The 22,797-nt window shown below is 63.5% G+C and carries 17 protein-coding genes and 1 tRNA gene; 13 read left to right on the forward strand and 5 right to left on the reverse strand.

Annotated features, from left to right (window positions below):
- The first annotated feature begins 59 nt into the window (after window positions 1–59).
- The 11 genes from B5483_RS15610 (at window position 60) to B5483_RS15660 (ending at window position 11,763) form a co-directional block, all read left to right on the forward strand.
- Window positions 60–1,952 (forward strand): tetratricopeptide repeat protein, encoded by a 1,893-nt coding sequence (locus tag B5483_RS15610; RefSeq protein ID WP_245829289.1) that lies wholly within the window; start codon window positions 60–62, stop codon window positions 1,950–1,952.
- 196 nt (window positions 1,953–2,148) lie between these two features.
- Window positions 2,149–2,667 (forward strand): type III secretion system chaperone family protein, encoded by a 519-nt coding sequence (locus tag B5483_RS15615; RefSeq protein WP_079731082.1) that lies wholly within the window; start codon window positions 2,149–2,151, stop codon window positions 2,665–2,667.
- A gap of 120 nt (window positions 2,668–2,787) precedes the next feature.
- Window positions 2,788–3,609 (forward strand): pyrroline-5-carboxylate reductase family protein, encoded by an 822-nt coding sequence (locus B5483_RS15620; protein WP_079731083.1) that lies wholly within the window; start codon window positions 2,788–2,790, stop codon window positions 3,607–3,609.
- Between the two features lie 145 nt (window positions 3,610–3,754).
- Window positions 3,755–4,495 (forward strand): Bax inhibitor-1/YccA family protein, encoded by a 741-nt coding sequence (locus B5483_RS15625; protein WP_054944267.1) that lies wholly within the window; start codon window positions 3,755–3,757, stop codon window positions 4,493–4,495.
- A 171-nt stretch (window positions 4,496–4,666) separates the two neighbouring features.
- The gene (locus tag B5483_RS15630) at window positions 4,667–5,389 is read left to right on the forward strand and encodes a hypothetical protein (RefSeq protein ID WP_054944275.1); all 723 of its coding nucleotides are present in this window, start codon (window positions 4,667–4,669) and stop codon (window positions 5,387–5,389) included.
- Window positions 5,390–5,519: 130 nt separating this feature from the next.
- A tRNA-Ala gene (locus B5483_RS15635) sits at window positions 5,520–5,595 on the forward strand.
- Between the two features lie 167 nt (window positions 5,596–5,762).
- Window positions 5,763–6,818 (forward strand): GTPase ObgE, encoded by a 1,056-nt coding sequence (obgE, locus tag B5483_RS15640; RefSeq protein ID WP_079731085.1) that lies wholly within the window; start codon window positions 5,763–5,765, stop codon window positions 6,816–6,818.
- 11 nt (window positions 6,819–6,829) lie between these two features.
- Window positions 6,830–7,312, forward strand: coding sequence for a GNAT family N-acetyltransferase (locus B5483_RS15645; RefSeq protein WP_054944269.1), 483 nt, complete (start codon window positions 6,830–6,832; stop codon window positions 7,310–7,312).
- A 106-nt stretch (window positions 7,313–7,418) separates the two neighbouring features.
- Entirely contained in the window at window positions 7,419–8,549 is a 1,131-nt protein-coding gene (proB, locus tag B5483_RS15650) for a glutamate 5-kinase (RefSeq protein ID WP_054944270.1), read from the forward strand.
- Window positions 8,546–9,481: an NAD-dependent epimerase/dehydratase family protein gene (locus B5483_RS15655; protein ID WP_054944271.1), complete on the forward strand. Its 936-nt coding sequence runs from the start codon at window positions 8,546–8,548 to the stop codon at window positions 9,479–9,481. The genes proB and B5483_RS15655 overlap by 4 nt, the downstream gene beginning before the upstream one ends.
- A 431-nt stretch (window positions 9,482–9,912) precedes the next feature.
- Window positions 9,913–11,763: a methyl-accepting chemotaxis protein gene (locus B5483_RS15660; RefSeq protein ID WP_079731086.1), complete on the forward strand. Its 1,851-nt coding sequence runs from the start codon at window positions 9,913–9,915 to the stop codon at window positions 11,761–11,763.
- A 121-nt stretch (window positions 11,764–11,884) separates the two neighbouring features.
- Here B5483_RS15660 and B5483_RS15665 read toward each other — a convergent pair whose 3' ends face one another.
- From B5483_RS15665 to B5483_RS15685, 5 genes are all read right to left on the reverse strand, one after another.
- Complete coding sequence (locus B5483_RS15665; protein ID WP_245829294.1) at window positions 11,885–12,409, reverse strand: aminoacyl-tRNA deacylase; 525 nt, start codon at window positions 12,407–12,409, stop codon at window positions 11,885–11,887.
- Window positions 12,410–12,595: 186 nt separating this feature from the next.
- Window positions 12,596–12,814, reverse strand: a complete 219-nt coding sequence (locus B5483_RS15670; RefSeq protein ID WP_054945566.1) for a hypothetical protein — start codon at window positions 12,812–12,814, stop codon at window positions 12,596–12,598.
- A gap of 186 nt (window positions 12,815–13,000) precedes the next feature.
- Entirely contained in the window at window positions 13,001–14,539 is a 1,539-nt protein-coding gene (locus tag B5483_RS15675) for a SpoVR family protein (RefSeq protein ID WP_079731087.1), read from the reverse strand.
- Window positions 14,536–15,846, reverse strand: coding sequence for a YeaH/YhbH family protein (locus tag B5483_RS15680; RefSeq protein ID WP_079731088.1), 1,311 nt, complete (start codon window positions 15,844–15,846; stop codon window positions 14,536–14,538). The genes B5483_RS15675 and B5483_RS15680 overlap by 4 nt, the downstream gene beginning before the upstream one ends.
- Window positions 15,847–15,881: 35 nt before the next feature.
- Complete coding sequence (locus B5483_RS15685) at window positions 15,882–17,825, reverse strand: PrkA family serine protein kinase (protein WP_054945569.1); 1,944 nt, start codon at window positions 17,823–17,825, stop codon at window positions 15,882–15,884.
- 597 nt (window positions 17,826–18,422) lie between these two features.
- Here B5483_RS15685 and B5483_RS15690 point away from each other — a divergent pair.
- Both B5483_RS15690 and B5483_RS15695 read left to right on the forward strand, forming a co-directional pair.
- A complete protein-coding gene (locus B5483_RS15690) occupies window positions 18,423–19,916 on the forward strand; it encodes a globin-coupled sensor protein (protein ID WP_054945721.1) in 1,494 nt (497 codons plus the stop codon).
- A 685-nt stretch (window positions 19,917–20,601) separates the two neighbouring features.
- Window positions 20,602–22,776 carry a GumC family protein gene (locus tag B5483_RS15695; protein ID WP_079731089.1) on the forward strand — a complete coding sequence of 725 codons (2,175 nt, stop codon included), beginning with the start codon at window positions 20,602–20,604 and terminating at the stop codon, window positions 22,774–22,776.
- The last annotated feature ends 21 nt before the right edge of the window (window positions 22,777–22,797 follow it).

Consider the following 22,797-nt stretch of genomic DNA (forward strand, 5'->3'; position numbering starts at 1 on the left):
CAATTCATTTGACGGCGTGCGCGTGCGATGGTCGCCGTTGCGATAGAGGTTTCTGAATCTTGCGGTTTGAGCTGAGGGTTTCGCGGTTCCTGGCAGGCGTAGGCCTTGCTGCCGTTTCGTTCGTCCCTGCCGCCGCATCGGCCCAGAGTGCCCCGGTCGTCTCGCGGCCTATCGTGCAGGCGATTCCCAGTGTCGATCCGCAGAAGCTCAGCGATGCCCTGACGCGGCTCGGGCGTGATCCGCGCGACGTCAATGCGCTGATGGACGCTGCGGATGCTGCGCGTGCCCTTGGCGACTATGACGCCTCGATCGGCTTCTATCGCCGCGCCGAAGACCTTTCTCCCAACAATGCGCGAATCAAGTCGGGCTTGGCCAAAGCGCTGGTGCTGAGCGGCGATCCGGTTGCGGCGATTCCCGTTTTTGCCGAGGCCGAACGGGCAGGAGCCAGGGCCAGTGAGATCGCTTCTGACCGCGGCCTGGCCTTCGACCTTGTCGGCGACAATGCAACCGCCCAGCGTTACTACATCGGTGCGCTCGACGGTTCGGGCGATGACGAGGCGCGCATGCGCTATGCCGTCAGTCAGGCCATCGCGGGCGATGTCGAGGCGGCACAACAGACTCTGCTGCCCCTGCTGCGCAAGCAGGACAAGCCGGGCTGGCGAACGCGCGCTTTCACGCTGGCCATCGTGGGTGACACCAAGGAAGCGGTCGATCTGGCGAACCGGATCCTGCCTGCCCCGCTGGCCCAGAACGTGGCGCCCTATTTGCGCTACATGCCGCGCCTGACCAAGGCGCAGCAGGCTGCTGCGGCCAACCTCGGCAAGTTCCCCAAGGCATCGGAAATCGGCCGCGACGATCCACGCATCGCTTCCTACAAGCCCGTGCAACTGGCGGCCGCGCTGCCCTCCAGCGCTGCCAATACGCAGTCGTCGGCATCCGGCAAGCCTTCGGACAAGGCGAGCCGGCAGAAGGCAGTCAAGGCGCAGGCCGAACAGGCGAGGCGTGAGGCAGAAGTCACCGAGAACCGTCGCAAGGCCGCGCTGGCCTCGGCTTCGGCGGACCGCGTTGCGCCGCCCGATCCCAAGCCTGCGATCGAGCGGAATGCAGGAGAGCTGCCTCCGCGCGATGCCAATGGCGAACTGCCGCCGGTGAACGCCAGCTCTGCGCGACAGGCGGCTGCTGCCGCAAGTATGGCTCAGGCCGCGCCGACACCTACGCCGGCGCCTTCGCGCCCGATGGCGCCCACGCCCATGCCCACGCCCACGCCCACGCCGTCAACGCGTCCGGTGCCAACCTCTGTCGCCGTGGCCGCTACGCCTGCTTCCCAGGCGCCCGCAAGGCCGTCTGCTCCGGCTTCCGGCGGTTTCGATCTGGCGCGTATCGGCGGTTCGGCATCGGCGGTGACGCCTGTCAGGGCTCCCGATGCCCAGGTTTCGGCGGCTCCGGTTCAGGCCCCGGTGTCCACGCCCGTTGCGGAGGCGCCACCCGAGCCCGGGCCGAACCAGCTTTCGCTCAGCGACATCTTTGCCGACCTCGGCAGGCCGACGACGCAGGCAATGCCCGCGTCCGGTGCAGTCGACATCCGCAAGATCGTTCCGGCCAAGCCCAAGCCGAAGGAAGAACCCAAGCCCGCTCCCAAGCCGGAGAAACCGGCTCCGCCGCCGCCACCCGCGCATCCGAGCCGGATCTGGGTGCAGATCGGCGTGGGCCGCGACAAGGGAGCCATCGCCTTCGACTGGCGTCGGCACCTGCGTGAGACCCCGGCGCTGTTCAAGGGGCGAAAGCCCTATGTCAGCGAGATGGGCCGGACCAATCGCATCCTCGTCGGGCCGTTCGAGACGAGCAAGGCGGCGAACGAGTTTGCCGCCGAAGTGCGCAAGGCCGATGTTGCGAACGCCTTGCCCTGGACCAGCCCGGCAGGTCAGGTCGTGGACGAATTGCCGACCAAATGACGGTGTCCAGCGCAAACTAAACACCGATCAGGCGTAGTAAACTTCCTGATGGCTGGTGGCTGCGGTTAATCTTTGGTTTAGTCTTATCCACATCCTGTAAACAGGCTTGTGCAGTTTTGCGCAGGCGTTTCGGTCTCCTGCATTGTGCTGCCCCGGGCAAGCAAGACATCCATGCTCCAGATATCTCGGAGGATGAATGTCAGGATTTATGAGAACGGTGCAGGACGAGATGGCCAGCGAGGACGATGCCGCTCCGGTGGAGATGCTCGCCTGCCTTTTCGAAGCCCGCGACTGGCCATTCGAACACACGTCCGACGACGAGATCTCGGCGGAAGTGAAGGGAAGCTGGGCGACCTACCAGATCCAGGCAGTCTGGCGGCGCGAGGACCGGGTGCTCCAGCTCCTGTGCCTGCCCGACATTCGCGTCACCGATGCCAAGCGCCCGGCGGTTTACGAAGCGCTGGCGATGATCAACGAACAGCTCTGGGTCGGCCATTTCGATGTCTGGTCCAACGGCAGCGTGGTTCTCTATCGCCATGGTCTGATGCTGGGCGAAGACGGCCTGCTCGGCCCCGGTCAGGCGCAGATGGTAGTCGAGGCGGCGATCGAGGAATGCGATCGCTTCTACCCGGTCTTCCAGTTCATCCTGTGGGGCGACAAGACCCCCTCCGAAGCGCTCTCGGCAGCGCTCGTCGATGCGGCCGGAGAAGCCTGACGCTGTTATAAGAGCGGAGCGGGCTGGTCCGGCTGAAAACCGCGCTTTGGGCCTTGGCAGGCGAGGGCGGCGCGCCTAATTGGGGCGGCAATTCAAGCCGTTCCCCCAACAGGAGAAGACATGGACCGCTTTCAGAACATCCTGCTCGTAGGCTGTGGCAACATGGCTGGTGCCATGCTCGACGGATGGCTGGCAGGCGGTATCCCGGCCTCGTGTTTCACGGTCGTCGACCCCTATCGCAAGGCCGTTCCGGAGGGCGTGACCCTGCTGCGCGAACTGCCCGAAGAGCGCTTCGATGCCATAATGCTGGGCGTGAAGCCGCAGGGCCTCGACGATCTCGCGCCGTCGCTGGCGCCGCTGGTGGGCGCTGAAACGGTGCTTTTCTCGATCCTTGCCGGCGTCGAGTTCGACAGCCTTGCCGCCCGCTTTCCCGAAGCAGGCGCTGTTGTGCGGATCATGCCGAACCTTGCTGCGGCCATCGGCAAGTCGCCGATCGCCCTCGATTCCCGCGGACTCGACGATCAGGGCCGCGGGGCCGTGACGGCACTCATGCAGCCGCTCGGCACACCGGAATGGCTGGCCGGTGAAGAGCTGTTCGATGCCGTGACGGCGCTAGCCGGCTGCGGTCCCGCCTTTGTCTATCGCTTCATCGATTCCCTCGCGGCAGGGGCGACGGCCCTCGGCCTCGACGCCGGACAGTCCCAGCGCCTCGCAATCGCCATGGTCGAGGGCGCCGCACAACTTGCCGCCGGGCAGGCCACGGCTCAGCCGCCGGTCTCGCCGGGCGAACTGGCCGACAAGGTCGCGAGCCCGGGCGGTTCGACCCGTGCCGGCATGAACGTGCTCGATGCGGACCACGCGCTGGCCAAGGTGATTGCCGCGGCCATGGAAGCATCGCGCGATCGCAATGCCGAAATGGCGGCCGAAGCGCGCAAGGCTTGAGTGACGCCGGGGCGTTCGCCCCGGTTGGTTACACTTTGACACAATCCGCGACGTCCGGTTTTTCTTGAATATTGGGCTGCGCGCGCCGATATTCATTGTGTAACCGGCCACGGCATTGTGCGCGCGCCGGGAAAGGGAGTTAGAAATGGCGAATTGGAACGACCCCCAGCCCCGCTCGGGCTTCGGTGCGTCTCCGAGCCTTGACGGACGCACGGCTGGCCAGGCCACCTTTGACATGGGCCTGCGCCGTCACATGCTTTCGATCTACAACTACATGGCTTCCGGCGTTCTGCTGTCGGGGATCGTGGCGATGCTCTTCGCGTCGTCCGGCATGGCCGTGCAATTGCTGTCGAGCCCGCTCAAGTGGGTAGTCATGCTGGCACCGCTCGGCTTCGTCCTGGCCATGAACTTCGGCGTGAACCGGATGAAAACCTCGACGCTGCAGATGCTCTACTGGGGCTTCTGCGTTGTCATGGGTCTGTCGCTCTCGGCGATCTTCCTGGTCTTCACCGCCAGCTCGATCGCGACGACGTTCTTCGCGACCGCGGCTGCCTTCGCTGGTCTCAGCCTCTTCGGCTATACCACGAAGAAGGATCTTTCGGGCTTCGGCACGTTCCTGATCATGGGCGTGGTTGGCATCCTCGTTGCGATGGTGATCAACCTGTTCGTCGGGTCGACGGTGCTGCAGCTTGCGATCTCGATCCTCGGCGTGCTGATCTTCGCCGGCCTGACTGCCTACGACACCCAGATGCTGAAGAACCAGTACTACCAACTGCGTGGTACGGAGTTCGTCGGCAAGGCGGTCGTCCTTGGCGCGCTGAGCCTTTACCTGGACTTCATCAACATGTTCCAGTTCCTGCTCTCGTTCCTCGGCCAGAGGGACTGATCGGGGCGGACATGGCGGCTCGTCCCGCTCGCGGGGCGAGTAATCCACAGTCCAGGCAGGCATTGCTATTATGCCCGGTGCGGTTCGTCGCACCGGGCATTTCTTTTGCCGCAAGGCGGAGATAGGATTCCGGCCGTTCTGATGGAGTGATACAGGGTGGAAAACCACAAGATGAAAGGGCTTGTTCGCCGCGCGCCGTTGCTGGCCGGCTCGGTCCTGGCCGTAACGATCGCAGTTCTTTCCGGCTGCTCGACCCCGCCACCGCCGCCGCCGCCGCCGCCGCCGGTTGTCGTGATCCCGCCCAAGCCGACGCCGCCGATGGGTGCACCCGAGAACATGACGGTCCCGGCTGCAGACGTGAACGGCGTGCGCCAGACGGTGAACTCGGGCATATCCACCTCGCAGGCGGTGTGGAACTTGCGTTCGGCCTACAACGTGGCGGCGCTCAACTGCGTGGAAGTGCAGTATCAGCCGATCCTCGACGGCTACAAGCGCTTCCTGAAGGTCTATGCCAAGCCGCTCAATGCCGCGAACCGCGAGATCGACCGCAGCTTCCAGACCCAGCACAAGGGGCGTGAGGCGATCAAGGCACGCGAGACCTACCAGACGCAGGTCTATAACTTCTTCTCGCTGCCGCCGGTCGATGCGAACTTCTGCCAGGCCGCGATGGACCTGACTGCGGAGCTGGAAACGGTCAATGCGGGCCAGTTCGAGACTTTCGCCTTCACCGGTCTTGCCAAGATGGAAGCGCCGTTCAAGTCGTTCTTCGACAGCTATGAGCAGTACAAGGCAGACCTTGCGGCATGGGAAGCGCGCTACGGCAAGGCCAACATCACCGTGCGTCCGACCTTCGAGCAGCAGGCGCAGGCAGCTTCGGGCGTGCTGCAGCAGTAACCTGATTGCAGGAATGCGCGAGGTGGGCTGAAAGTCCGCTTCGCGCATTTTTGCTCTTTCATGGGTGGGTTCTCTTCGCTAAGGGAGCCGCTCGCGTGGTGGCGAGTCCGCTACGTGCGATTGCTGGAACGGGGCCGTAGCTCAGCTGGGAGAGCGCGTCGTTCGCAATGACGAGGTCAGGGGTTCGATCCCCCTCGGCTCCACCAGTAATTGAAGTTTTGCGCTGGTCCGGAATGCTTCCGGATCTCACCCGGTCGGGCGCGGCCGGGTTTTTTGTTTGAGTGCCGGATTGGCTTGGTCCATCACCGGCACTGTTCGGGCAGGGCTGGTCCTTGCGTGAACGGACCCACGAGCGAGACCGCCGGAAACCACGATGCATTTTCTCGACCAGGCCAAGATCTATATCCGTTCGGGCGCAGGCGGCCCGGGTGCGGTCAGCTTCCGTCGCGAGAAGTACGTTGAGTACGGCGGACCCGACGGCGGAAACGGCGGCAAGGGCGGCGACGTCATCTTCGAAGCGGTTGCCGGCCTCAACACGCTGATCGACTTTCGCTATACCCAGCACTTCAAGGCCCCGCGCGGCGGCCACGGCATGGGCAAGAACCGCAATGGCGCGGCCGGCAAGGACCTGGTGATCAAGGTGCCGGTCGGCACGCAGATCCTTTCCGACGAGGACCGCGAAACGGTGCTGGCCGACCTGACCGAGGCGGGCCAGCGCGTGACCCTGCTCGAAGGCGGCATGGGTGGTCGCGGCAATGCCAGCTACAAGACCAGCACCAACCGCGCTCCGCGCCAGCACCAGCCGGGCATTCCGGCCGAGGAGCTGTGGGTTTGGCTGCGACTCAAGCTGCTGGCTGACGTTGGTCTCGTCGGCATGCCCAATGCCGGCAAGTCGACTTTCATCAACAAGCTGTCGAACACCAAGGCCAAGGTTGGCGACTACGCCTTCACCACGCTGCGCCCGCAGTTGGGCGTCGTGACCCACAAGCACCGCGAGTTCGTGCTGGCCGACATTCCGGGCCTGATTGCGGGCGCTGCCGATGGTGCGGGGATCGGCGACCGTTTCCTCGGCCACATCGAGCGCTGCCGCGTGCTCGTCCACCTCATCGACATTTCCAGCACCGACCCGGTCGAGGCGATGCAGGTCGTGGAAGAGGAGCTTGAGGCCTACGGCGGCGGCCTTGAGGACAAGCCGCGCCTGGTGGCGCTCAACAAGATCGATCTCGTCGATGACGAGCTGGCGCGGGAATATGCCAAGGAACTGCTCAAGGGCGGTGCCGACGAGGTGTTCCCGATTTCCGGCGCGACCGGCAAGGGCATGTCCAAGCTGCTCGACGCGGTGATCGAGTACCTGCCTGCCGCGACCGTCACCGAACGCCCAGAAGGCGAACGGGAAGACTCCGAGGACAAACCCTGGTCGCCGATCTGACAGATGCGCGCCTGACGCTCAGGCGCGCGACGCCGGGCGATGCGGATGCGATAGCGCAGATCATCCTGCCGATGATCGCTGCGGGCGAGACTTACGCGCTCGACCGGCACATGACGCGCGAGGCTGCCCTTGCCTGCTGGATGGGGTCGGATCGGCAGACTTTCGTTGCCGAGCAGGGCGGCGAAATCCTCGGGACCTATTACCTGCGCGCCAACCAGGCCGGCGGCGGCAGCCACGTCTGCAATTGCGGCTACGTGACGCGGGCCTCGGCAAGCGGCAGGGGCGTGGCGCGCCGGATGTGCGAACACTCGCTGGTCCAGGCACACGAGCAGGGATTCCGGGCGATGCAGTTCAATTTCGTGGTGAGCACCAATGTCCGTGCGGTGGGCCTGTGGCATTCGCTGGGGTTCGAGACGGTTGGCCGGCTGCCGCGCGCTTTCGCCCATCCGGAGCAGGGGCTGGTCGATGCCCTTGTGATGTATCGCGAAGTTTGAGGATGGGACTTTACTTCCATCCGTTGCTCAAACAGGACGATCCGCGTACCTGATTGCAAGCGGGCGCTTTTCAGGGCGCCGCAATTCTCCTAGAGGCTCGGCTCCGATGCCCATTTCCCGCCTGTTCGATCTTTCCGACAAGTCTCATGCGCCTCGCCTTGTTCTCAAGGTGGGGTCGGCGCTGCTCGTCGGGAAGGAAGGCGTCCGCCGCGAATGGCTGACCGGCCTCGTTGCCGAGATCGCCGCGGCCCGTGCGCGCGGCCAGCAGGTGATCGTCGTTTCTTCCGGCGCAATCGCGTTGGGCGCCGCGACGCTGGGTCTGGACAAGGGCGGTCGCGGCTCGCTCGCCGATGCGCAGGCTGCAGCTGCGGTCGGGCAGATCGCGCTTTCGGGACTATGGGCCGAACTGCTCGGTAGCCATGGGCTCACCGCCGCGCAGATGCTGTTGACGCTGGAGGACCTTGAGGATCGCCGGCGCTATCTCAATGTCACCGCGACGCTCACGCGCCTGCTCGATGCCGGGGCGGTGCCGGTGATCAACGAGAACGATTCGGTCGCCACCAATGAAATCCGCTTCGGTGACAACGACCGCCTCGCTGCCCGCGTTGCGCAGGCCGCGCAGGCAAGCGCGGTTCTGCTGCTGTCCGACATCGATGGCCTGTACGACCGGCATCCCAAGGAGCCGGGCGCGCGCATGATTCCGGTTGTCGAAGGCGTGACGGCCGAGGTCCACGCGATGGCCAGCGCGGAATCGAATTCCGGCATGGGTTCGGGGGGCATGATCTCGAAGTTGCAGGCTGCCGAGATCGCCGAACTGGCCGGGATCGCGCTCGTCATCGGCAATGGCCAGCATGACCGTCCGGTGGCCCGGATCGTCGACGAAGGCATCGGCACGCTGTTCCTTCCGCGGCGCAAGACCGGCGCGCGCAAGGCCTGGCTGGGCGGTCGTCTGCGTCTCAAGGGCAGCATCGTCGTCGACGACGGCGCGGCAGCGGCACTGCTGCGCGGATCGAGCCTGCTTGCCAAGGGCATCACAGGGGTGAGCGGCGCTTTCCTGCGCGGCGATCCGGTTGCGATCGAGGACGGGCAGGGCCGTGTCCTCGCCCACGGCCTGTCGGAATACGATGCGGCCGAGTGTGAGCAGATCCGCGGTCACCATTCCAGCGAGCAGGCCGATATTCTTGGCTATGCGCCCCGGTCCTCGGTCGTTCATCGTGACCAGCTGGTGCTGAAATGACGGTTACCGCATTCGAACAGCGCCCGCTGGTGGCGCTGACCGGGGCGACCGGATTCGTCGGGCAGGCCGTGCTCGATGCCGCGATCGCCGAGGGGTATGAAGTGGCGGCCCTGACCCGGCGCGAGCAGGAGCCGCGCCAGCATGTCCGCTGGATCAGGGGAGAACTGTCGGACACCGCTTCGCTTTCCGAATTGATGCGCGGCGCCGAGGCGACGATCCATGTCGCGGGTGTCGTCAATGCGCCCGATGCCGCCGGTTTCGAGGAAGGCAACGTCACCGGTACGCTGAACCTGATCGAGACGGTCGTTGCCAAGGGCATCCCCCGCTTCGTCTATGTCTCGTCGCTCAGTGCGCGCGAGCCCGGACTTTCCGCTTATGGCGCCTCCAAGGCGCGCGCGGAAAAGCTGGTCCGCGCAAGCCCGCTCGACTGGACCATCGTGCGTCCGCCGGCGATTTACGGGCCGCGCGACAGGGAAATGTTCGAGCTGTTCCGGGCAGCGCGCTGGGGCGTGATCCCGGTGCCGTCCGAGGGACGCGCTTCGATGATCCATGTGGAGGATCTTGCCCGCCTGCTCGTCGCGCTCGTACCCGGTGGTGAGCACGTGACGGGCAAGCTGTTCGAACCAGACGATGGCAGGCCTGACGGTTGGCAACACCACGAGATGGGGCTCGCCATAGGCTGGGCCATGGGCAAGCGCCCGCGCATCTGGGGCATGTCGCGGACAGCGCTGGACCGGGTGGCGAAGTTCGACCACTTCCTGCGCGGGACCAAGGCCAAGATGACGCCCGACCGTGCTGCCTATTTCAGCCATCCGGACTGGGTGGTCGGCAAGAAGGGGCGGGTTCCGGCTTCGATCTGGTCGCCGCGGATCGAAACGCGCGAGGGGCTCAAGGCGACCGCGCAATGGTATCGCGACAACAAGTGGCTCTGACTGCCTGAGCGGCCACAAGTTCGGTGAGGCAGGGCCTTGTCGGTACGCGTCGCTGGTGCGCGTCGATTCGCACAAGTCCGCTTTGCACGATGTCCTTTGTGCAAACTCTGTAAAAAATATTGCTGTTCGCAAGGCAGTCGCGGGCATCCGGGCGGGGATTCCGTTTATCCGGGGTTCAGCTGTTGGAGCGCGTCTCTATGGTGTCACTGCTCTCGGGAATCCTCGTATTCTCTGCCTTGCAGGTGAGTAAGTAGGCGGCACGGCACTGAAAAACCTCGATTTGCCGGCGTGACGAATCTGAAATGCCTGATCCGGTCTAACCCCTAGTTTTGTGACAGCCCCATTTTCATGGGCCCCGGACTAGAGCCGAACGTGAGCTGTCCTCTCGAAGAGACAGCAAAGATCACGGGTCCACAGAAAGGGATTTAGGAATGGCGTTCGGTTCCGGGCCGGGTACGAGTTGGTTGCGCCGGCAATCGATCCACCGCAGGCTGACGATTCAATCGATCACGGCGGGCGTTCTCTCGCTCTGCCTCATCGCAACGATAGTGGTAGGATCGGGGCTTTCGCTCGCCACCAGCAAGAAGGACGACAAGACTTCCGAGCAGGCGCTTTCCGCGGCCCTCCTGGAAAAGGACTTTGCCTCGCTTGAACGCGACGTGTTCCGTCATGCTGCGATCGGCAGCGATGAGACGCGCAAGGATTGGGAAAGCAATGCCGAAGACCTGAAGACATCGATCAGGAACGCTCAGGCAAATCTTGAAGGCGAGGAAGCCAAGCACGCGGGTGACGTTGACGCAAAGGCCGAAGCCTATATCGACGCGGTTGCTGCGACTTTTGCAGCGGGCCCGCCGACCCCTGAGGGCCTCGATCGCATCGGCGCGCTGGGCAACGGCGTGGACGACGGGATCGAGCAGATTCGCGAGCCGGTCATCGTGCGTAGCGAATTGCTCAACGAAGAACAGCGCGCCGTCACGTTCTGGGTGTTGGTCATTTCCTCGCTCATCGCTTTCGGTGCCGGTCTGATCTCCTACTTGCTGGCCCGTGCGATCCGCACCAGCATCAGTGAGGAACTCGGCACAGTGCGCGATTCCATCGCCGAGATCGAAGCCGGTCGCCTCAACGGCCACATCGAGCATCTCGAGCGTCAGGACGAAATCGGCGAACTGGCCCGTGCGGCTGCCCGCCTGCGCGATACGGTCAAGGCCAAGGAACGCAGCGATGCAGAAGCGCGTGACATGATCAAGCATGTCGGCGACAACCTGGGTCGTCTCGCCAGCGGCGACCTGACCATCGAAGTGCCGGAACTGGGCGCGTCCTATGCCGCGCTGCGTGCGGACTTCAACAAGACGGTCGTACGCCTGCGCGAGGCGATGCAGTCGGTCTCGCGTTCGACCCATGCAATCCGCACCGGCTCGATGGAAATCAGCCAGGCTTCGGATGACCTGGCCCAGCGCACCGAGCATCATGCCAGCGAGATCGGTTCGGCCGCGGCTGCGGTCAGCGAACTGTCCCGTGCCCTGCAGGACACCGCGCAGAGCGCTGCCGAAGCCCATCGCGGTGTCGATGCCGCGGTCAACGAGGCGCGTCGCGGCGGCGAAGTCGTGGGTCAGGCGGTCGGCGCCATGGAGCAGATCGAGAAGTCGACGGCCGAGATCGGCAACATCATCGCCGTTATCGACTCGATTGCCTTCCAGACGAACCTTCTCGCCCTCAATGCGGGCGTCGAGGCTGCGCGCGCAGGCGATGCCGGCAAGGGCTTCGCGGTCGTTGCCAACGAGGTGCGCGGGCTGGCCCAGCGCTCTGCCGAGGCGGCCAAGGACGTGCGCACGCTGATCGAGACCAGCTCCTCACAGGTTGCGGTGGGCGTCGACATGGTGCGCCGTACCGGGGAGGCTCTCGACTCGATCATCGCGCGCATCGACAACACCACCGATGTCGTCACCCGGATCAGCAACGCTTCCTCCGAACAGTCGGAGAAGCTGCGCCAGACCAATGACACCATTGGCCAGATGGACGTCGTTACCCAGCAGAACGCGGCAATGGTCGAGGAATCGACCGCCGCCGCGCGCAGTCTGGCGACCGAGGCGGACAACCTGGCAGACCTCGTCGGCACGTTCCGTATCGGCGATGCCAGCGTGGTTTCGTTCAAGGCTTCGGAAAGCCGGTCGACGCCTTCGCGCACTGCCGCTCCGGCACAGCGGCGGGCAAGCGCGCCGATGACGGTCGGCAACACTGCTGTCGCCCAGGTCGTCGACGACGCGGATTGGTCCGAATTCTAGGATTACGAGCGGTGGCCGGACACGGTCACCGGTCGGTCTCCTGCGCCCCGCCCTGCGACCCGGCAGGGCGGGGCGTTTCGTTTGCGGTGTAACCTCGCCGCTTTACAGGCCTGGCTTCGGTTCAGACGGCGAAGGCGCAGTGCCGTGCGTCGCTCATCATGCGGCGCCAGTCTGTGGCCTCGATGGCGATGAGGGTGCGATGGTCGCCGCCTTCGAAATAGATCTCGTCCTCGTCATGCAGCCGGCTGTCGAGCAGGTCGTCATCGACCACGAAATCCAGCCCATAGGCTTCGCCCAGCGGTGGGATCGCGCCGAACTCGCAGTCCGGGAAACTCATCGCCGCTTCGGCTTCGCTCAGCAGCCTGACGTCGCAACCGAGGCTGGCGCCAAGGCGGGCGAGATCGACATGGCGCGAGGACGGCAGCACCGCGAGCACGTAATCGTCGCCGGCACGCATCATTACGCCTTTGGCCACGTTCTTGCCCGAAACGTGGGCTGCATGGGCGGCCCTGGCGGCAGCGAACGTGCGCGAATGGGGGATCTCGTCGTAGCTCGTGCCGCAAGACCTGAGATATTTGCGTAAGTTGGGTGAAATGGCCATGGCGTCCTCCTGCGTGTCGCGGAAGCGCGGGGGCGGCCTGTTCATTGCTGGTACGGCAATCGGGGGCAGGGGGCCGTACGGAGCGCCAGGTCGAACCAGCGCATTCCATGGCGCACGATACCAGAGCCCGCCGATTCTGCCAATCGAAGCCCGGCGTGAAAACGGCACACGCCAGCCCGGTCGCAATGGCCGGGCCGGCGTCAGGTCATGTGTGCATTTCGGCCTTGCGCTTCAGGCGCGCGCGCCGACGGGTATCGCCGCTTCGAGAACGGGGCCGCGCGCGATTGGCGTCTCGGCCATATCGATCCCGGAACGTTCAGCCTTGCGTCGATAGGCAGCTGCCATGGCGCGGTGCATCTGGCGGGCTTCAGGGTCTGCCGTGGAGTTGGCGAGACCGTCATGCATCTGCGCGCGCTCAATATATTCGGCCGACGAAAGATTACTTTCCATTCGTCATCCTCCGGATCCATCATTGCCGCCCGGGCGTCGCTCGCAAGTCAAGCGAGGGCGGACACGCCGGAACTCAAGCGGCATTACGCCTGCCCGATCTTTCCGGCAACTTAAAAAAGGCAAGTTACGCCACAATTGCCCCGATGGAAACCGCTGGTGCTGCATTTGACCGCTTCTAAGTCGCACCTAGTAGAATATTCCAGGACGGGGGTCGATTGCATAACTGTTTAGTGTCTTTCTGTCCGTGGCGTCGACTTCGGTCAGGATCACCTGATACCCCCACAAGTCGGCAAGGTGCTGCAGGACCTGTCGCGCTTCCTCCCGCTGGAGCAGGACGCGGTCACGCACGTTGTGTTCTAGCATCAGCTTGCGATCGCTGTCGAAATCGACGTCGACGATCTGGATGTCCGGATCGATGCTGGCGACGTCGTGGTGCCGCGCCAGGGTGCGCCGGATTTCCTGATAGCCCTGTTCGTCATGAATGGCGGCGACTTGCACTTCGTCGTCCTTTTCGCGGTCGTCGAGCTTGAACAGGCGCCACTTGCGGATCAGGTGTGGGCTGAGGAACTGGGCGATGAAGCTTTCGTCCCGGTAATTGGCCCAGGCGTCCTTGAGAACGTCCAGCGGATCGCCGCAGCCCGCGAAATCCGCGAACCACCTGCGGTCCTCGTCCGAAGGATCCCGGCAGATCCGCTCTATGTCCTCCATGATCCCGAACCCCAACGCATAGGGATTGTGGCCGGAATAGTGCCCCGAATCGTAAGTCGGCTGATAGAGCACGTTCGAATGCGAGTGCAGGAATTCGAGGTAGGCGCCCTCGGTAATCTGACCGGTTTCGTGGAGCCGCTTGAGGATGCGGTAATGGACCCAGACCGCGCAACCCTCGTTCATCACCTTGGTCTGGCGCTGGGGGTAAAAGTACTGCGCGATCAGGCGGACGATGCGCAGGATTTCCCGCTGCCAGCCGCGCAGGCGAGGTGCGCTTTTCTCCAGGAAATAGAGCACGTTTTCCTGCGGCAGGCCCAGTGACTTCTGGCGCATGTCGCGCGATTCGCGTTGGGCCGGCTTCTTGTTGGGCAGGGTGCGCCACAAGGTGTTGTAGGTCGATTCCTCATGGGCGCGCCGTTCTTCCTCGCGCCTCCTTTCGGCGTTGAGATTGAGCGGTGCCGCACGCGGATAGCGGTGGATGCCCTGCTGCATCAGGGCATGGGCGGAATCGAGAACGCGTTCGACTTCGGCCTGGCCATGGCGTTCCTCGCAGCGGGCGATGTAGTGCCGGGCAAACTCCAGGTAGTCGAGAATGCCTTCGGCATCGGTCCATTGCCGGAAGACGTAGTTGTTCTTGAAGAAATGATTGTGGCCGAAGGCGGCATGGGCGATCACGAGCGTCTGCATCGTCGCGCTGTTCTCTTCCATGACGTAGCTGATGCACGGGTCGGAGTTGATCACCAGCTCGTATGCCAGCCCGCGCAGACCCTTGCGGTAGAGCAGGTCGTTGGCGAGGAACTGCTTTCCGAACGACCAGTGCTTGTAGAAGATCGGCATGCCGGTGGAGGCATAGGCATCGAGCATTTGCTCCGAGGTGATGACCTCGATGCGGTTGGGATAGACGTTGAGGTCCAGCTCGCCGATGGCGATGTTCTCGCAGGCTTCGTAGATGCGCTGGAGCGTGTCGAAGTTCCAGTCGCTGCCGGAGTAGAGAAGGGTGGAGGCTGGCGCGTTCATGAGGTGCGCGCCGTGACGCCGCGCCGGCTGAACAGGTCGCGGAACACCGGGTAGATGTCCTTGCGCGAGTGGACCCGGCGCATGGCGAACTTGCCACCGGCATCGCCGATTTCGGAATAGGCCTGCCACAGGTTGGTGGCCCGTTCTTCGCCCGTGACGCCGCCTGACGGCGGGTTGGAAACCTCGAGATAGGCCGCGTACTGCACGATCGGCAGGATTTCGTTGCGCATCAGGGCCGTGGTCTGGGGGTTGTCGCGCGTGAAGTTGTCCCCGTCCGAGGCCTGGGCAAGATAGATGTTCCAGTCGAGCGGCGAATAGCGGTCCTTCACCACGGCCAGCATCTCCTCGAGCGCGGAAGAAACCCGCGTGCCGCCGGTTTCGGTGCTGTAGAAGAAGGTCTCCTCATCCACTTCCTGCGCCGAATCCGTATGGCGGATGAAGACGATCTCGACGTGGCGGTAGCAGCGCGTGACGAAGAGGTAGAGGAGGATGAAGAAGATCTTCGCCAGTTCCTTCATGTGCTCGTTCATCGATCCCGAGACGTCCATCAGGCAGAAGATGACGGCCTGGGAAATCGGCCTGCGTTCCTGCTCGAAGCGGCGATAGCGCAAGTCGATCGGGTCGATGTAGGAGATCAGCGTGCGGCGCCGGTTGAGCACCGCCAACCGTTCGCGCAGGGCATCGAGCGTGGCGCGGTCCTTTTCGGTCGGGCGGGGCTTGGCCTCCAGCCGGGCGATTTCCTTTTCCAGTTCCTCGATCTCCGCAGTGGTCGGGCGGCGCAGGGCCAGCCGGCGCGACATCGCGTTGCGCATGGTGCGCGGAACCGAGAGCGAGGAGGGGGAGCCCGAAGTCGTGTAGCCGGCCCGGCGGATGTCGAAGGAATCGCTGCCGGTCAGCCGCCGCTTGGCAAGATCGGGGAGTTCCAAGTCCTCCAGGAACAGGTCGAGGAATTCCTCGCGGCTGAGCACGAAGCGGAACTCGTCTTCGCCTTCGCCGGTGCCCGCCTCGTCGCCGCCGCCACCGCTGCCGCCCGGGGGGCGCTTGATCCTGTCGCCGGTGCGGAAGACCCGGTTGCCGGGAAGAACGTGATCGCGATTGCCGCTGTGGCTGTCCCGGCGGAAGGTCGGTTCGTTGATGCCGCCGGTCTTGATGCTGACTTCGCCTTCGCTCTCAATCTCGCGGATCTTGCGCGATGTCAGCGAATCCCGGACCGCACCGCGCACGGTATCTCGCGCGCGGCGCAGGAAACGCTGGCGATTGACCAGGCTCTTGCCGCGTGGGTTGAGGCGTCTGTCTATGATATGCATGTCGGGTCAGCACACCTCCTTCGCTCCCGCTGCTGCTATTCCGCCTGCTTGACGCGCATGTACCATTCGACGAGGCGCCGGACCTGGCGGGGCGTGTAGCCGCGGTCGACGAGCCGGGTGACGAACTCGTCGTGCTTGCGTTCCGTCTCGCTGTCCCGCTTGGACGAGAAGCCGATGACCGGCAGCAGGTCCTCGACCTGGCTGAACATGCGCTTCTCGATGACCTCGCGGATCTTCTCGTAGGAATTCCACTTCGGATTGCGGCCATTGTTGTTCGCCCGCATGCGCAGCGCGAACTTGACCACTTCGTTGCGGAAGTCCTTGGGATTGGCGATCCCGGCTGGCTTCTCGATCCGCGTCAGTTCCTGGTTGATGACATCGCGGTCGAGCATCTGGCCGGTGTCCGGATCCTTGAAGTCGAGATCCTCGATCCACGCATCGGCATAGGCGACGTAGCGGTCGAACAGGTTCTGGCCGTAGTCCTCGTAGGATTCCAGATATGCTTTCTGGATTTCGTTGCCGATGAATTCGGCGAAGCGCGGTGCCAGTTCACCCTTGATGAATTCCAGGTACTGCGCCTCGGTTTCGGCCGGGAGCTGCTCTTGCCGCACCATCGATTCCAGCACGTACATCAGGTGCACGGGATCGGCCGCGATCTCTTCGGTGTCGTGGTTGAAGGTAGCCGCCAGCGCCTTGAAGGCAAAGCGCGTGGACATGCCGTTCATGCCTTCGTTGACACCGGCGTTGTCCTTGTACTCCTGCATCGTCTTGGCGTGCGGATCGATGTCGCGCAGCATCTCGCCGTTGTAGATGCGCATCTTCGAATAGATGCTGCTGTTCTCCGGCGCCTTGAGCCGGGTCAGCACCGAGAAACGGGCCAGCATGTCGAGCGTGCCGGGCGCACAGGGCGCTTCGGCCAACTGCGAGTTGTTGAGCAGCTTTTCGTAGATCTTCCGCTCTTCATCGATGCGCAGGCAGTAGGGAACCTGGATCACGTAGATGCGGTCGATGAAGGCTTCGTTATTGCGATTGTTCTTGAAATTCTGCCACTCGGCCTCGTTCGAGTGGGCGAGGATCACGCCGGAGAAGGGGATAGCGCCGATATTTTCGGTGCCGATGTAGTTGCCTTCCTGCGTTGCCGTCAGCAACGGGTGCAGCATCTTGATCGGCGCCTTGAACATCTCAACGAATTCGAGAACGCCCTGGTTGGCGCGATTGAGGCCGCCCGAGTAGCTGTAGGCGTCCGGATCGTTCTGCGAGAGCAGTTCGAGCTTGCGGATATCGACCTTGCCGACCAGCGACGAAATGTCCTGGTTGTTCTCGTCGCCCGGCTCGGTCTTGGAAATGGCGATCTGCCGCACCCGCGAGGGTTGCATCTTCGCCACCGTGAAGCGAGAGACGTCCCCGCCGAACTCGTCGAGCCGCTTGCGCGCCCACGGGCTCATCAGACGGGAGAGGTAGCGGCGCGGAATGCCGTAGGTTTCCTCGATCTCCGGGCCGTCGACGTCGGGATCGAAGATCGCCAGCGGGCTTTCGAACACCGGGCTTACGTCGTCTCCGGCCTTGAGTACGTAGATCGGATGGGCTTCCATCAGCGCCTTGATCCGTTCGGCGATGGAGGACTTGCCGCCGCCGACGGGGCCGAGCAGGTAGAGGATCTGCTTCTGCTCCTCGAGCCCCTGCGAGGCATGGCGGAAGAACGAGACGATGCGCTCTATCGTGTCTTCCATGCCGTAGAATTCGGAGAAGCTGGGATAGACCCGGATCGTCCGGTTCATGAAGATGCGGCCGAGCCTTGCATCCTTTGCGGTATCGACGAGTTCCGGTTCGCCGATTGCAGCCAGCAGGCGTTCTGCCGCACCTGCATAGAGCATGCTGTCATCGCGACACTTGCTCAGGTACTGCTCCAGCGTCCACTCGGTTTCCCGGTGTGCTTCGTATGAGCGCATGAACTTCGAAAAGAGATCGTTCGTGGCCATCGAGAATACCTCGCCTGCCTCTGCTTTTCAGAATCGAAGAGTAACAAATTTAGCCTTTGCCTACCAGTAATTAGATGCGGTGCCGGGGTGTCGGTGCGGGGGCGGAGCTGCCTTCGGGGGGCGGTGCAAGCCAGTGAAACTCGGCCATTCCCGCGGGCAGCCGGGGGTATTCTTGAGGGTCTAAATAGTTGTGGAAACTATTTTACGGGCCTGCAAATACATCTTCTGCCGATGTAATCAGCACGGTTTTCGCGCCGAATCACCATGCTGGCAGATGTCGCTCCGGAATGGCGGCGAGGTGCCGCTGAGTCGCTCATAGGCTCGCTTCGACAACCGGGAATGGCGACGCCAAGGCCATGATATCGGTTGCCACTCAGGCTACTGCGAAGAATTCCTTAACCACGTTCGGGTAGGCTTTTTCCCAAGCGCTACAGCGTATTGGGCGCGCTCGGTGGTCCCCCGCGTTCAGCATTGGCGTGGCCCATATCTGGTCAATTGCTCGGGGGTCGCGCAATGCGATGCTAACGAATGTACGCCAAGGAAAGCATCCGAGATGCGCGACACCGTGCCGCAGCGATGACTGGAGATGCTTTTACCATGGCGAACGAGAAGGCTTACAAGTGCCGTGACTTCGCACAGCTCGATAGCGAGAACTACGCGAGCTACCCTGCGATAAAGACGATCGTGGAGAAGCATGGGCCCAAGGCGCTCGACAAACTCTATGCGCGCATCGCGGCGGACGATCATGCCAGCAGCCTGCTGCCGACCCAGCAGATCCGAGATCATGCGGCCCGTGCCCAGCTTGCGCACTGGAACGCGCTTTTCTCGCACCGCTTCGACGACGAGCAGGTGCAACGCTCCGAGAAGATCGGCCGCGTTCACTCCGAAGTCGGCCTCGATCCCTCGTTCTACATTGGCGGCTACGCTCTCGTTCTCGAAGAGATGATCGAGCGGGCACTGTCCTCCGGATTGCATAACCCGCTCAGCGCGCGCAAGACCGGCAAGATGATCGCCACCTTCGTGAAAGTGGCGCTGGTCGACATGGAAGCCGCGATGTCGGCCTATTTCCGTGAGGAAGAACGCGCCCGCCGCGCCGTCATCGCGTCGATGGGCGAGGCCCTGCAGGCGATGAAGGACGGCAACCTGCAGGCGCAGCTTTCCGACCTTCCCGAGGAATACAAGGAAATCACCCACGATTTCCATGAGATGCGGCGGGAGCTGAGCTCGATCATCGTCGATATCTCGGATGCGGCCGGCAACATCGAGACCGGCTCGCGCGAGATCAGCGCGGCCGCCAACGACCTGGCCGACCGCACGGAGCGTTCTGCCGCCGGCATCTCCCGCACGGCGGAAGTGATGAGCGAGGTCAATCTCGGCATCCAGTCGACCGTTGCGAGCGTGAAACGCGTCAACGATTCCATTGCCGAGGTCGACAATCAGGCCGCGGCCGGTGGAGAAATCGTCACCGACGCGATCGACGCGATGGACAAGATCAAGCATTCCTCGGAAGAGATCGGCCAGATCAGCGAAGTGATCGAGAACATCGCGTTCCAGATCAACCTGCTGGCGCTTAATGCCCGGGTCGAGGCAGCGCGCGCCGGAGAAGCCGGCAAGGGCTTTGCGGTCGTTGCCAGCGAAGTCGGCGCCCTTGCGCATCGCACCAGCGATTCCGCCAAGAGCATCAAGGAACTCATCTCCAAGTCGAACGGCGACGTTCTGGCCGGCGTCGATCTGGTGGCGCAGACCAAGTCCGCGCTGGAAGTCATCATCTCGCGCCTTGCGGTTGCCCGTAGCGAGGCCCGCGACATCGCCACGAGCGCCTCCACCCAGGCCGACAGCCTGCAGGAAATCAACGACGAAGTGCAGCGCATGGAGACCTCGACGCAGCAGAATGCGGCGATGGTCGAGGAATCCAACGCCGCCACCCGCACGCTTTCGCAGGAGGCCAGCCGCCTGACCGAGATTGTCGGCCGCTTCCGGCTCGAGAGGCGCAACAAGGTCCGCGATGAAAGCGATAGTGCCGTGCAGGCTTTCGCACGGCCGGAGCACGCCGAGAACGAGGATCTTGCCCTGCATCGTCGCTACGGCTGATGTCATCGGCCACGCGCCGCTCAAAGGCCCTTCGCTAACGTCAGTCGAGGGCAGGGTGCGTGGCTGGACAATTCGGTATTACCCCGAGGGGCTGGGGCACGAAGCATCGGGATTAATCGGGGTATCCTAGGGCCTTAGTGCCCAATCGGCCGCGACCTCCTGGAGCATGGCCCGAGGCATCCGGGCCGGGACCGATCCCGCGCAGCAATGGCTGCGCCGCACGGGCCGTCATAAGCATATCCCGCTCCATCGCGAAGCTGGATACTCTTCGCAGGCAGTCCCGGATTCCTGTCATATTTTCGTAGGTTATATATCGGATAGTTGCCATCGCCGGTGTCGCGCGCTGCACAGCGCGCCTTTGCCGGCGCGCGCATCCCGTACCCGCATGGAAGGCCCCTGACGTCGCTTCCGGGCTGCATGTTCCTTTGGGGTTAGAGCCTGCACAGCACGGAGTGGACCTGCCCCTACTGCAGGCCGCGCGTTTCGCACGCCCCAACGAGCACCGGCTTGCTGCACTGCAGAATTGCTGATTTAATGCCGTCAGGCAATGCGTTGCCGGGTCGCTTAAAACAGCCAGCACTTAAGCGATCAGACTAGCCAAAGATTGCAGCTTCGAAGGGGCGGAACCATTCGCCTCTTCGTGAGATTTGACTTTTCTGTTGCGCATGACCCCGGGAATGCTCTGATGTACGCCAGACCACAGCCACTTGCCAAATATCAGCCTCGCCCCGATGCGCCTGTAGACCAGGGTGCATTGATCGATTTGCGCGCCTTCATGCAGGTCCTGCGGCGGCGCAAGAAGCTGGTCATGATCGTCAGCCTGATCGTCTTCGCGATCGTCGCGGCCATCTACTTCATGATCCCGCCGCGCTACGTGGCGACCACGACCGTGGCGCTCGAGCGTGGGTCCGAACAGGTCCTCAAGGTCGATCAGGTCGTGCCCAATGTGGCTCCGGACTCCGCAGCGGTCGATACCGAAGTGGAAGTGCTCAAGTCGCCCGAACTTGCAGGCGAGGTCGTTGACAAGCTTCAGCTCACCAGAGATCCGGAATTCAATCCGGCCTTGCGCGATGGCGAGGATGCGCCGGTCGAGACGCAGCGCAACTGGGCGATTGCCCATCTGCTCGGCAACCTGGGCGTGAAGCGCAACGGTTTCTCCTACGCCATCGACATCGACTACCAGTCGGAATCGCCGGGCACCGCGGCCAAGGTCGCCAATACGCTGGCGCAGACCTACATCGACAACCAGAAGGAATCGAAGGCTGGCGCGACAAGCCGGGCCAGCAGCTTCCTTGAAACGCAGCTCGAGAACCTGCGCGGCCAGGTGCAGAGCGCCGAGGCCGACGTTGCCCGCTATCGCGCGCAGCACGGACTGTTCGACATCGGTCAGAACAGCAGCGTGACACAGGCGGAACTTTCCAGCCTCAACGGCCAGCTGGCGCAGCTGCGTGCCGATCAGGCCGAGGCCGATGCGCGCCTGTCGACCGCCCGGGCCCAGCTTGCCCGCGGCAGCAACGGACAGGAACTGGGTGAGTCCCTCGATTCCCCGGTCGTCAGCAACCTGCGCGCGCAGCGCGCCAAGCTGAGCGGACGCGTCGCGTCCCTGCGCCAGCAATTCGGTCCGAAGTATCCCGAACTAGCCGCAGCCAAGCAGGAACTCGCCGATATCGACGAGCAGATCGAATCCGAGGTCAGGCGCATCGTTGCGAATCTCAGCAACGAGGCCAATGCTGCGCATCAGCGCACGGCATCGATCCAGGGCTCCCTCGGCCGTGCGGAAGGCACACTGGCGAGCGACAATGCCGCCTCGGTCGGCCTGTCTGAGCTGGAGCGCAAGGCCGAATCCGCGCGGACCCTCTATCTCTCGCTGCTGGACCGTTACAAGCAGACCCAGGCGCAAAAGGGGCTGGAGCGCAGCAATTCCTACATCGTCGCCCTGGCACGCATCCCGGGCATGCCGGCATTCCCGAACGTCATCGTTTTCGCCCTGATCGGCCTGATCGGCGCCATCGCCACCTCGACTGTCGTCGTGGCCGTGATGCAGCTGCTCGACCGCGGTGTGGAAACGACAAGCAATCTCGAAAAGCGGCTGGGCGTCACCGTCCTCAATTCCATCCCGGACACCAAGCACCTGCCCGAACTGGCGGATCTGAGCGAGCCGATTCACCCGACCCAGCTGGTGGTCGAGCGTCCGCAATCATCGTTCGCGGAAGCCTTCCGCTGGTTGCAGACCTCGATCCAGATCAACCAGCCCAAGCGTGGGCCGGTGGTCGTCGCCGTGACGTCCGCGCTGCCCAGCGAGGGCAAGACGACCGTTGCGCTATCGCTGGCGCGTTCCGCAGCCATGTCGGGCAAGCGGGCGGTCCTCGTCGATTGCGACTTGCGGCGCCGGGTATCCAACCCGGGTTCCGGCTTCGAGGGCTCGATCGGCCTGCGCGCATTGCTGGCAAACGAGGGAGAGCTCAATCAGGCGCTCTACGTCGATCCGGAAACGGGCCTGTTCATCCTGCCGCGCCGCAATGACGAGCAGCATATCCAGCCCTTTGCCGATACGCAGGAATTCGCAAACATCATCGCAGCCCTGCGCGCGCAGTTCGATTTCATCGTCCTCGACACGCCGCCCGTCCTCACGATCGACGACAGCCGTTCGATCGCGGCCAAGGCAGACAGCACGATCCTGATGGTCCGCTGGCGCAAGACGCCGATCCGCGCCGCCGAACTGGCCCTGCGCCAGCTCGAGACGGTGGGCGCCAACGTGATCGGCGCAAGCCTGTCGATGGTCGACATTTCAGCGCAGGCGAGCATCGGCTACGAGGATGCCAGCTACTATTACGGCGCGTACAAGACCTACTACGCGTGAGCCTGATCGGGTTCGAAAAGA

This window comes from Novosphingobium mathurense (assembly GCF_900168325.1).
Classification (GTDB): domain Bacteria; phylum Pseudomonadota; class Alphaproteobacteria; order Sphingomonadales; family Sphingomonadaceae; genus Novosphingobium; species Novosphingobium mathurense.

What these genes read in the sequence shown, in the direction of transcription:
- B5483_RS15685 (WP_054945569.1), bottom strand. Translation starts at nt 17,825, where the DNA reads ATGGCCACGAACGATCTCTTTTCGAAGTTCATGCGCTCATACGAAGCA.
- B5483_RS15695 (WP_079731089.1), top strand. Translation starts at nt 20,602, where the DNA reads ATGTACGCCAGACCACAGCCACTTGCCAAATATCAGCCTCGCCCCGAT.
- B5483_RS15625 (WP_054944267.1), top strand. Translation starts at nt 3,755, where the DNA reads ATGGCGAATTGGAACGACCCCCAGCCCCGCTCGGGCTTCGGTGCGTCT.
- B5483_RS15675 (WP_079731087.1), bottom strand. Translation starts at nt 14,539, where the DNA reads ATGAACGCGCCAGCCTCCACCCTTCTCTACTCCGGCAGCGACTGGAAC.
- obgE (WP_079731085.1), top strand. Translation starts at nt 5,763, where the DNA reads ATGCATTTTCTCGACCAGGCCAAGATCTATATCCGTTCGGGCGCAGGC.
- B5483_RS15660 (WP_079731086.1), top strand. Translation starts at nt 9,913, where the DNA reads ATGGCGTTCGGTTCCGGGCCGGGTACGAGTTGGTTGCGCCGGCAATCG.
- B5483_RS15630 (WP_054944275.1), top strand. Translation starts at nt 4,667, where the DNA reads ATGAAAGGGCTTGTTCGCCGCGCGCCGTTGCTGGCCGGCTCGGTCCTG.
- B5483_RS15655 (WP_054944271.1), top strand. Translation starts at nt 8,546, where the DNA reads ATGACGGTTACCGCATTCGAACAGCGCCCGCTGGTGGCGCTGACCGGG.
- B5483_RS15615 (WP_079731082.1), top strand. Translation starts at nt 2,149, where the DNA reads ATGTCAGGATTTATGAGAACGGTGCAGGACGAGATGGCCAGCGAGGAC.
- proB (WP_054944270.1), top strand. Translation starts at nt 7,419, where the DNA reads ATGCCCATTTCCCGCCTGTTCGATCTTTCCGACAAGTCTCATGCGCCT.
- B5483_RS15670 (WP_054945566.1), bottom strand. Translation starts at nt 12,814, where the DNA reads ATGGAAAGTAATCTTTCGTCGGCCGAATATATTGAGCGCGCGCAGATG.
- B5483_RS15690 (WP_054945721.1), top strand. Translation starts at nt 18,423, where the DNA reads ATGGCGAACGAGAAGGCTTACAAGTGCCGTGACTTCGCACAGCTCGAT.
- B5483_RS15620 (WP_079731083.1), top strand. Translation starts at nt 2,788, where the DNA reads ATGGACCGCTTTCAGAACATCCTGCTCGTAGGCTGTGGCAACATGGCT.
- B5483_RS15680 (WP_079731088.1), bottom strand. Translation starts at nt 15,846, where the DNA reads ATGCATATCATAGACAGACGCCTCAACCCACGCGGCAAGAGCCTGGTC.
- B5483_RS15665 (WP_245829294.1), bottom strand. Translation starts at nt 12,409, where the DNA reads ATGAACAGGCCGCCCCCGCGCTTCCGCGACACGCAGGAGGACGCCATG.